Genomic DNA, 10,705 nt, shown 5'->3' with positions numbered 1-10,705 from the left:
CAGCGCGTCCGCTTGGAGCGCCATCGGTTTCTCCATGGCAAACGGCTGCGAGCGTTCCACGAGCAGACGGGCGAGGTCGAGCATCCGCCAGTGCGGTGCGAAGGCGAGAGCGAGATCGACCGTCTCCCGGTCGAGCAAGTCCGCTGCCGTTGCAAAGGCTCGGCATCCGAGTGAACGGGCGAGCTCCTGTGCGCGAGGCAGATCGGCGTCACTCACCCCGACGATCTCGGCGTCGAGCGGTCGCAGCGCATCGACGTACATCGGCACGTGCCAGTGGTCGATCTCGAGCAGGGCGACTCGGAGGGACATCGGTCTGCATCCCGCGCTGCGTGTCGAGCCAGCGCTAGTCCAGATCAGACTGCTCCGTCATTGAGGGGCTCGCCGGTTCCATGCCGGGAACCAGCGGCTCGTCCGTCGGTGGAGTCGGCTCGGACTTGTAGCCGCATTCCTTGCGGTAGCACAAGTTGTACTGCCGCGTCTTCGTCCGGCGCACTGTCAAGAACGGAGCGCCGCACTCAGGACATGGGACGCCCGCGAGCGGCGGATCCCAGGCAGCGAAGTTGCACTTCGGATACGTGCTGCAGCCGAAGAACACCTTTCCGCGACGGCTTGTGCGTTGCAGCAGTGTGCCGCCGCCGCAGTCCGGGCACTTCACGCCGGTATCCACGGGTTGCGACGGCGAGGGACCCGTTCCCGGAAGCTGAGCCGTGTTCGCGCAGTCCGGGTAGCCCGAGCAGCCGAGGAAGAACCCGAACCTGCCCCACTTGCGAGCCATCGGGCGACCGCACTGGTCGCACGTCTCCTGGGTGACGGTCTCCATCTGCTTCCGCACCGCGTACATGCGGTCGGGCGCGCCATCGAGCGCGGTCGTGAACGGACCGTAGAACTCGCGCATCAGCTCAATCCAGTCGCGCTTACCTTCCTCGACGGCGTCCAGCTCGGATTCCATGTTCGCGGTGAACTGGACGTCCAGGATGTTCGGGAAACTGGCGATCAACATCCGCGTGACCACCTCGCCCGTATCGGTCGGGAAGAACCTGCCGCGTTCCTTGCGCACGTAGTTGCGGTCTTGGATCGTCGAGATGATCGCGGCGTACGTGCTCGGTCGACCGATGCCCTGAACCTCCAGCGCCTTCACGAGAGACGCCTCCGTGTATCGGGGCGGCGGTTCCGTGAAATGCTGCCGTGGCAGCAGGTCGAGCAGCGACAGCTTGTCGCCTGCCTTCACGTCCGGCAGGGGCTGCCGGTCGTCGCTGTCGTTCGCGGTGTCCTCGTCCGTCTCGAGGTAGACGGTGCGGAACCCGGCGAAGCGAAGCACGCTGCCAGTGGCTCGGAACGTGTAGGGGCCCGCGGCGATGTCGATGGTCGAAGTATCCATGATGGCGTCTGCCATCTGGCTGGCGATGAAGCGCTTCCAGATGAGATCGTAGAGCTTGTACTCGGCGTCGCCCAAGTGACCGCGGAGCGAGTCGGGCGTTCGTCGCGGGTCTGTGGGTCGGATCGCCTCGTGGGCGTCCTGCGCGCCCTTCCTGCTGGCGAACCGCCGGGTCTGCGACGGCACGAGCTCCTTGCCGTAGGCTTCACGGATGAACGCTCGTGCGACGGAGAGGGCTTCCTCTGCGACTCGGGTCGAGTCGGTTCGCATATAGGTGATGAGCCCAGTCACGTCGGAACCGATGTCGACGCCTTGGTAGAGCGTTTGGGCGACGCCCATTGTCCGGGCGACAGTCATCGAGAGCTTGCGCGAGGCTTCCTGCTGGAGCGTGCTCGTCGTGAACGGAGGCGCTGGCGACTGCTTCCGCTGCTTCTGCGTCACCTCCTTGACGACGAAGCTTTGCTGTCGGGCGTTATCGGCGATGCTTTCCGCACGGCTCGAATCGATCCCGAAGCCGTAGGTGCCGAACTCGGGCTTCTCGTCGCCGATTCGGAAGAGCTTGGTGTCGAACGTGACATCCTCGCGGTCCGCCAGCGTCGCCGTGATCGTCCAGTATTCTTCGGGTCGGAAGGCGCGAATCTCGTTCTCGCGGTCGCAGATGAGACGCACCGCGACGGACTGGACGCGTCCCGCGCTCAACCCCTTGCCGACATGCCGCCACAGCATCGGGCTGATCTGGTAACCGACGAGCCTGTCGAGGACGCGGCGCGCCTGCTGCGCGTCCACTAACTGCTGGTTGATGTCACGCGCGTCGGCGACGGCTCGCCGCACGGCATCGGCGGTGATCTCCTGGAACTCGATCCGGTGGATCGGCTTCTTGGTGGATCGCAGCTCATGAGCGACGTGCCAGCAGATGGCTTCCCCTTCGCGGTCGGGGTCGGCGGCGAGGAGAATGTCGTCGCTCGCCTTGGCGGCTGCCCGCAGCTCAGAGAGCACTTTGGACTTTCCCTCGATCACCTCGTACTCGGGCTCGAACCCTTGCTCGATATCGACTCCGAGCTTCTTGCGAGGCAGATCGCGGACGTGTCCACGCGTCGCCTTCACGACGTAGTCGTTCCCTAGGATCTTGTGGATCGTGGTGGCTTTCGCTGGCGATTCGACAATGACGAGTCTCTTCGGCATGAAACCTTCCTGCTGCTCGTACGCGATTCCGGCGCTCATCCGTCGCACACACATGGGTTAGGTACGCGACGGGGCCCTGTCATTCACGAAGTCGAGAATCTCTATCAGAACGGATCGTAGCTCGTGGCGGGGTACGACCGCGTCGAGCATGCCGTGTTCCGCCAGCGACTCGGCGGACTGGAGCCGAGGGGGCATCTTCTCGCCAATGGCGGCTCGGGCGCGTGGACCCGCGAAGCCGATCATCGCTCCCGGTTCTGCGATGATGATGTCCCCCAGCGATACGAAGCTCGCCGCAGACCCGCCCATCGTCGGATGTGTCGCCACGGCGATGTAGACGAGCCCTGCCCGATGATGCCGCATGACTGCCGCGCTCGTCTTCGCCATCTGCATCAGGGCGATCGTGCCCTCCTGCATGCGCATGCCGCCGCCTGATGCGGACACGATGATCACAGGAAGCCCCGCCTCCACGGCGAGCTCGAAACACCGCGTGACCTTTTCACCGGCGACGGAGCCCATGGTTCCCATGATGAAGTTGGCGTCGGATACGCCGATGACCACTCGGTTCGACCCGATCGATACGTAGCCGGTTAGCACTTCGCTCGATAGACCGGTGCGTTCGCGGTCGGCGCGCAACTTCTCCTGATAGCCGGGGAAGCCCAGCGGATCGACTGAGTAGAGGTCGGCGCCGAATTCATCGAACGAGCCTTCGTCGGCCAGGCTGTCGAGGCGCTCCCGCGCAGAGAGCACGTGGTGGAAACCACATTGCGGGCAGACTCGCGCATTCCGCTCGAGCTCGTCAGCCACCAGCTCAGAGGAGCATCCACGGCAGGCAATGCGCGGTGACGGGTTCGACACGGCTTTCTCCCACTGCCTTCAGACGCGACCGGCGCTTCAGGCGACCTCTGGCGCGGGGAAGTCTAGTCCACAGCGATTCGAGTTTTCAAGCCGAGGGAACGAGCATCCGCTTGCGATCCGCGTGTCGGCGCGGTTACGATGGAAGTGGCGGGACAGCTCCTGGGCGCGCTCAGGATGCTCCACCGTCCGCCTTTGACGAGACGGGTCACGATGAAAGCAGACGATACTCGGGCCGCCGACGGACATGCGGTTCGCGCCAGTGACGTCGCGAGCGTCGTCGTGCGAGACAGCCTGCCCTCCGTCTTACTGGGCTTGGCCATCCTCTACACGCTGCTGGCGCCTACCCATTACCTCGTGCTGACCGGGACGATTCGCTCGGTGATGGTGGTCGTCGCGGCGGCTTCGGCTGTGTGGTGCTGGGGGGCGTGGGTTGCGCTACGTCGGCAGGAGCTTCCCCCGAGGTTCGCACACGTCGGGGCGGCGGCGGCGGCATCCATCGTGCTCGTCAACTCGACACTGCATCTCACCCTGTCTGCGGATCCGGCACAGACGGGCAACCTGCTTCTGTTCATCGTCGGCATCGGGTTCCTATTCCTGTCGACGCCGTGGCTCATTGGGATGCTCGCGGCGACCGTGTTGTGCTGGATTGGCGCGTTCGTTGCCGTGGGGCAGCCTTCCGGATGGTCGCGTGAGGGATTCGCCATCGGTATGGCGACACTCCTTGCCGTGGTCATCCACCGAGCCCGCCTGGCATCGGTCCGCAGGCTGCAGGCTGCTCGCGAGCAGCTTGGGCGCACCTCCGCGGATCTCGACCGGGCGCTGACGATGACCCGGCAGAGCGGAGCGCGATTTCGACGACTCGCCGACGCCAGCGCCGAGGGCGTGCTCATCCACGAGAGCGGCACCATCGTCGACGCAAATGAGGCCGCGCATGCCATGTTCGGCGCCAACTACGGCGAGCTCACGGGCATGCGCCTCGTCGATCTCGTAAGCCAGGAGGCACACGAAGACCTGGCGCGCACCATGCGAATGCAGTCCAGTGATTGGTTGCTTGTCGATGGAAAGCGCGGGGACGGCATCCTATTCGCCGCTGAGGTGCGTCACCGTTCCATGCCCGATTTCGGCGGTTCGGCTCAGGTGACGACGATCCGCAACATTTCCGAACGGCTCCATGTGGAGGAGGAAAGGCAGCGTTTCTTCACGCTGTCGCTTGACCTGTTCTGCGTTGCCGGTTTCGATGGGTTCCTCAAGCGCCTGAACCCGGCGTGGATCGAAGCCACCGGGTACACGGAATCGGAACTCCTGACTCCGCCGTTGATGACGTTCATACATCCAGACGACCGGGAGGTCGTCAACGGCGCCTTTTCGCAGTCGGCAGGAAACGAAGCCGCCGCCCAGTTCGAAAGCCGCTTCATCCGAAAGGACGGCGCGATCCGTTGGCTGTCGTGGGTCGCCAGACCGTACCCCGCCGAGGGACTCATCTACGCCGTCGCGCGGGACATCACGCAGGCGAGGCGCGACGAGGAAGAACGTCGGCGGATCATCGCTGGTGTGAGAGCGCTGCTGTGGCGAGCCGACGTGCGCCGCGTCAACGGTGGGTTCGATTGGCAGCTTTACTTCCCCGACCCAGTGGCGGCGCAACGGTTTCTGCCCATCGACCAGTCCGATGGAGTTGACTACGCTCAAGCGTGGGCGCGGAGCACGCCGCCGGAGTACCGGCGGAGGATGGACGAGCTGGCGCAGCAGGCATTTCGTGAAGGATGGACGCATTACTCGCAGAAGTATCCGTGCCTGCTGGCTGACGGACGCACGCAGTGGCTGAACGAGGACGTGTGGGTGGAGCCTGTGGCGGACGACGAGTGGCAACTCGTCGGCGTGTGTACCGACATCACGGAGCGCAAGGTCGCGCAGGATTCGGAGCGCCTCGCCAATGAGCGGATACGCGCGATCATGGACTACGCGATCGATGCCATCATCACGATCGATGAACAGGGCACGATCATCGGAGCCAACGCTGCTACGACCACGCTCTTTGGCTACTCGGAATCCGAGCTGATTGGGACGAACGTCTCGCTGCTGATGCCGGCTGCTTACCGACCGAAGCACTTGGCGGCGATCGCCCGCTACCTATCGACACGGGTGCCCCACGTGATTGGGAGGATGACCGAGGTCGAAGGGCAGCGCAAAGGCGGCGAGACATTCCCTGTCGAACTCACGATTGCCGAGATTCGGTCAGGACCGCAGCGCCTGTTCACCGGCATTGCGCGCGACGTCACCCAGCGCCGACGCGCTGAGGACGCACTGAGAGAGAGCGAGGAGCGGTATCGTGATCTGTTCGAGAACGCCCAGGACCTGATTCAGAGCGTTCTGCCAGACGGGAGTTTCGACTACGTCAACCGCGCATGGCGCGACGCGCTTGGATACGGAGACGATGACGTCGCGTCGATGAATATGATGGACGTCATCGCGCCGGAGCATCGGGAGCATTGCCTCGACCTGTTTCGCAAGGTGATGGCGGGGGCGTACCTGGACCACGTCGAAGTGGACTTCGTAACAAAGAGCGGCGCTCGTATCTCGCTCGAGGGAAGCGTCAACTGCCGGATGGTCCGGGGGAGCCCGGTTGCGACGCGTGCCATTTTCCGCGACATCACGGAGCGGAAGGCGCTGGACCGCATGAAGGACGAGTTCGTGTCGACCGTCAGCCACGAGCTCCGCACCCCGCTGACGTCCATCTTTGGCGCTCTCGGGTTGCTCACGGGCGGGGCGGCGGGAGAGCTCGGCGACACTGCCCGGAAGATGCTAGACATCGCCTACTCCAACGCCGAACGGCTGATACGTCTGGTCAACGACATCCTGGATATGCAGAAGCTGGCATCGGGCGGTATGGAGTTCGACTTCCGCCAGTGGTCCGTCAGCCAGATCGTCAAAGATGCAATCGAGCAGAACCGTGCGTACGCGGACCGGTACGGCGTGTTGATCACCTGTGCGGACGCAACGACTTCGTCAGACGTGCGCGTCGACCGAGATCGTGTGCTCCAGGTCATGGCGAACCTGTTGTCGAATGCTGCGAAGTTCTCGCCGGAGGGCGGGACGGTAGCGGTTGAGGTGTTGTCGTCGGACTCGCGCGTGACCGTCCGCGTTTCCGATTCGGGCCCGGGCATCCCAGAGGAGTTCCAGAGCCGCATCTTCCAGCGATTCGCTCAGGCAGACTCGTCCGACTCGCGCGCCAAGGGAGGCACGGGACTAGGTCTGAGCATCGTCAAGGCGATCGTGGATCGGCTGGGAGGCGAAGTCGGCTTCGAGACCGAAGCGGGAGTGGGCACGACATTCTACTTTGCTCTGCCCTCCGCCGGGACGGCGCTCCACGCGCCATCGCGCCAGGAAGGAGTCGATCTCCGCCGCCACGTGCTCATGTGCTCGTCGGACGAGAACGTCGTAACGTTTCTCACCGACGTGGTCGAAGCCCACGGCATGACGGCGCACGTCGTGGCGACCGCCAAAGAGGCGCGCGAGCAGCTTATGCGTCGCGACTACACGGCGCTGATCCTCGACATCGTTCTGCCCGACCAGTCCGGTGTGGACCTCCTGAGGCGGATCCGCAGCGACGAGCGCACGAGGAGGCTGCCGGTGGTCGTCGTCTCCGCGACGACCGACGAAGCCAAGCGACTGAGCAACGGCGGGGCGGTCGAGATTGTCGATTGGATCCCGAAACCGATAGAGCATGCGCGACTTGCAGAATCTGTGCGAGAGGCGGCTAGAAGGCGTTCGGTGTCGAAGCCTCGCATCCTCCACGTCGAGGACGATGGAGACGTGCTCCAGGTTGTCGCGGCGGTCCTCGAGGGAACCGATGTGACGTTCGCCACAACGCTGCGCGAGGCGCGCGAACTCTTGGCGTCCGAGGAGTTCCATCTCATCTTGCTGGACATCGCGATGCCGGACGGGTCGGGGTTCGAGCTCTTGCCGGAGGTCGCTGAGCGAGCCCCAGAAATGCCGGTCATCGTGTTCTCGGCAGGTGACGTCGGCACGGACGACGCGGCTCGCGTGGCTGCGTCGCTCGTCAAGTCGCGGACGACGAATGAGCAGCTTGCGAGCGTCGTGTGGGACGTCCTCTCCCCGCGCGCAGATCCCGGGTCCCGCCTGGCGGAAGGCGCGTAGGCAGGCTGGTCGATGGACGTATTCTTCGGCGAAGCCAAACCAGAACGCCGCAAGCGCTGGGCGTTGATCGGTGCGAGCGCGCTTGCGGCTGCGGCGCTCATCGCGGCCGGCGTGATGGCGCTCCGCAACGTCATGTCGCGCGAGGTCGATCCGTTCCGTCTGGCCCTCGACGAGAAGATCGCCGACGCCGAGATGGTACTGTCCTACGAGATCACGGCAGGCCGCACCGTCCGCATGTCGCTGTTTCCGTCGGACACCGAGATCAAGCTGATCACGCACGTTAACGTTCCGCGGCCCGCGCAGAACGACAACCGGCGCACCTACCTCTACGCGCTCCTGCTGGAGCTCCGGACGGCGAAGAACGAACTCGTGTGGCGTCGCGAGTACTGGGAGAAGACCCAAGCGACCAAGCACACGATGCCGGATGGGCTCGTGCCGTGGGAGACAGCGCTCTACGTCACGTCGCGCGATGTGATGCCGTCGGACAACCGCATGACGTCGCTGAACCCTACCAGTCGGTTGCCGGTGCCCATTGATTTCGTTGTCCGTGCCGGCGGCTATCCGCGTGGAACGCCCCGACTGATCGTCGACGGACGGTCGGCGACTGTGCCGATATCGGACCAGCGGGCAGCGCGATTCCGGATAGACCGAGTCCGGCTTGGGCGGCGAGAGGTGGCGCATTCAACGTGGCTGGCTCCGTTCTGTACATGAACCGTGAGCCCATCGATGGACGGCAGGTTGCCGGTCGTCTGTTCGCGCGACCGTGGTTGAGCGACACGCAGGTCGCGGAGCCCGTGGTTCCTGCCGAATCGGTGAGCCGCTGGCTCGCGGTCACGCCGACACCTGAGGAGTGGTTGCGGATCCCACAGCTCGGGGGTGGGCAGGAGCGCGTGATCCGCATGTTGGTGCGGCAACCGGTAGGCGCAACGCCGGGCGACGTGTCGTGGCAGTTCGTCGCCGAGTCGTCCGATGCAGGCTACGGAATGGCTCCGATCCCACCGATGCCGCCTGCCGACGTCCGAACGGACTCCGACGACGGAGCGCGTGCGGCACAGCGAGTGACCGATGCCGCGACATGGTATGTCGCTGTCCCGCCAAACGCCGACGCCATTCGGTTGAGCAGCTCATCCCACGTCCATCTGTCGCTGGACCTCGCCGACGCGGCGCAGGTGCGCCGCATGTATCGTCGCACCAACGACGTAACGCCGCAGTTCGCTGTCGAGATACCCTCATCTGAGCCGTCGATGTGGTCTAGCATGACACTGGACCCGGATGTGCAGAACACAGCGCTGCTGAGAGCGTCACGACCCTTGTACCGACTGCGCGAGGAACTCGCGGCGGGCGGCGGTGCAGATGATCCCGCGGTCGGGCTGGGGGCTGACGTCGGCACGTCGGACTCGGATCCCGGTTCTGTGCGCGCCGTTGCGCCAGTGGGCAATCGCATTCTGCGGCGCAAATCGTCGAACCTTACGAAGCCGGGTCCGCTGCGGAGGTCGTCCCAGGCTCTATGCGGAGCTCACCCCTGGCGTGGGGTTCCCATGAGCGTCGATTCACGGCAAGCGCTCGACCTGGAGACCGTGGAGGATATCGCGGTTGTCTATGTGCAGGAATCCGGCGACGGCGCGATGCAGCCGGCGTCGCTCGAAGTGCTGGTCGATGGCGGGCCCTCTGGCGCGTCTCCACTGATGCACCCCGTCGGGCGTGTGTCCGTCAAGGGAATGGCGCCCGGGAGCCGGACGCTGGAGGCTCGGATACGCAGCGCTTCGGATCATGGCGCAGGCTGGCGCATCTACGCGAATCGGGTTCCCAGCGCAGAGGTGACGCAGACGCACTTGCGCCTTCGGAGCGTGCCCGGCGCGGACGTGGACGAGTGGGTGGTCTTTGAGATCGACAAGCCCGGTTCCGAAGCGATCACGCTCAACTTGAGCGCCTACTTCGAAGGGGCTGAGGCGTCGGTGGAGGTCGAAGCCGAGATCGATGGGGGAGTCGCCGTGGACTCGTTGCTCCTTGGTCCCGCCAGTTTACCTCATTCGGGCGTGTATATAGCGTTGAGGTGACCGCCTCAGACGTCTGGCTGCTCAACCGCGATGGGGACGCATGCTCGCGTGCTATCCCCTTGGCATACGGCTCGGAGAAGACGTGCTGCCAGGCAGCACCGCATCGCGGTGAGGTTGGTTCGCGGAGCTCGGCGCATGTGGTTCCGAGCTTCGATGCAGGACAGCGCTCCCGAAGAGCGGATCGAGTTCGGCACGTCGAGGGACGCGGGTGGCGATGCTTAGTGTCTATCTCAATCGACGAATGCAGTTATCCGATAGTCTCCTGTGAGTTCGTCGATTCAGGAGTCTATCGCGTGCAAACGACCGACGATGCCAAGCCGGAACCCAAGCCGGAACCGACGATCTGGGCGGTTCCCGACGACGTGTGGGAGATCATCGAGGAGATTCTGAGCCGCGAGTATCCTCGACATCGGCAAGACCGCAAGCGCGTGCCGCTTCGCCCGGTGTTGGACGGGGTTGTCTACAAGCTGCGCACCGGCTGTCAGTGGAATCGAATCCCCAAGGAATACGGTGACGACAGCACGATCCATCGCCATTTCCAGGCGTGGTGCGAGATGGGTATCTTCGATGCCATCTGGCGTCAGCTGCTTCTCCGGTGCGAGGAGTTGGGGGGCATGGACTGGACATGGCAGTCCGCCGATGGATCGATGGGCAAAGCGATGGGCAAGTCGACCATCCCCGCCGACGCGGTCGGACCCAACCCAACGGACGCGGATAAAAGGGGTGAAACGAAGCGTCGTCGTGGAGAGCAACAGTGACCCGTTGGGTGTGACGATCGCCGGAGCCAACGTCCACGACACCCAGCTGCTCGCGGCAACGCTGGACGCCATCGTTCTGGCGCCGCCATTTCCGACGGAGGAACAGCCGCTGCACTTGTGTCTCGACAAGGCGTATGACAACCCCACGGGAGCGCAAGCGATCGCCGATTCCGGTTACATCGGACGCGTCCGTCGAATCGGCGAGGAGAAGCTCGACGATCACGGGGAGAAGACCCATCCGGCGCGGCGCTGGGTGGTGGAGCGCACGATGGCGTGGTTGGCCAAGTACCGCTCGATTCGGGTGCGCTATGAGGTCAAACCGG

General features: G+C 64.5%; 8 protein-coding genes. 5 read left to right on the top strand and 3 right to left on the bottom strand.

Annotated elements, in window-relative coordinates; all coding sequences use genetic code 11:
• The 3 genes from FJZ36_15735 to FJZ36_15725 form a co-directional block, all read right to left on the bottom strand.
• Nucleotides 1-309 (bottom strand): gfo/Idh/MocA family oxidoreductase (locus FJZ36_15735; GenBank protein ID MBM3216351.1); only part of this gene is annotated, 309 nt, incomplete at its 3' end.
• Between the two features lie 34 nt (nt 310-343).
• Nucleotides 344-2,557 carry a type I DNA topoisomerase gene (gene topA, locus FJZ36_15730; protein MBM3216350.1) on the bottom strand — a complete coding sequence of 738 codons (2,214 nt, stop codon included), beginning with the start codon at nt 2,555-2,557 and terminating at the stop codon, nt 344-346.
• Between the two features lie 57 nt (nt 2,558-2,614).
• Complete coding sequence (locus FJZ36_15725; GenBank protein ID MBM3216349.1) at nt 2,615-3,412, bottom strand: acetyl-CoA carboxylase carboxyl transferase subunit beta; 798 nt, start codon at nt 3,410-3,412, stop codon at nt 2,615-2,617.
• A gap of 138 nt (nt 3,413-3,550) precedes the next feature.
• Between FJZ36_15725 and FJZ36_15720 the strand changes: the two genes are divergently transcribed.
• From FJZ36_15720 to FJZ36_15700, 5 genes are all read left to right on the top strand, one after another.
• Nucleotides 3,551-7,567, top strand: a complete 4,017-nt coding sequence (locus tag FJZ36_15720; protein ID MBM3216348.1) for a PAS domain S-box protein — start codon at nt 3,551-3,553, stop codon at nt 7,565-7,567.
• A gap of 12 nt (nt 7,568-7,579) precedes the next feature.
• On the top strand, nt 7,580-8,278 hold the full coding sequence (locus tag FJZ36_15715; GenBank protein ID MBM3216347.1) for a hypothetical protein: 699 nt from the start codon (nt 7,580-7,582) through the stop codon (nt 8,276-8,278).
• On the top strand, nt 8,254-9,624 hold the full coding sequence (locus FJZ36_15710) for a hypothetical protein (protein MBM3216346.1): 1,371 nt from the start codon (nt 8,254-8,256) through the stop codon (nt 9,622-9,624). Before FJZ36_15715 ends, FJZ36_15710 begins: the two co-directional genes overlap by 25 nt.
• Nucleotides 9,621-10,382, top strand: a complete 762-nt coding sequence (locus FJZ36_15705; GenBank protein MBM3216345.1) for a transposase — start codon at nt 9,621-9,623, stop codon at nt 10,380-10,382. The genes FJZ36_15710 and FJZ36_15705 overlap by 4 nt, the downstream gene beginning before the upstream one ends.
• The coding region (locus tag FJZ36_15700; GenBank protein MBM3216344.1) for a transposase at nt 10,192-10,705 on the top strand (514 nt) is incomplete at its 3' end. The genes FJZ36_15705 and FJZ36_15700, both read left to right, overlap by 191 nt.

The organism is Candidatus Poribacteria bacterium, assembly GCA_016866785.1.
Classification (GTDB): domain Bacteria; phylum Poribacteria; class WGA-4E.
The sequence above is the reverse complement of the archived record's forward strand: the minus strand, read 5'-3'. Positions and strand labels throughout refer to the sequence as shown.

What these genes read in the sequence shown, in the direction of transcription:
- topA (MBM3216350.1), bottom strand. Translation starts at nt 2,557, where the DNA reads ATGCCGAAGAGACTCGTCATTGTCGAATCGCCAGCGAAAGCCACCACG.
- FJZ36_15715 (MBM3216347.1), top strand. Translation starts at nt 7,580, where the DNA reads ATGGACGTATTCTTCGGCGAAGCCAAACCAGAACGCCGCAAGCGCTGG.
- FJZ36_15720 (MBM3216348.1), top strand. Translation starts at nt 3,551, where the DNA reads ATGGAAGTGGCGGGACAGCTCCTGGGCGCGCTCAGGATGCTCCACCGT.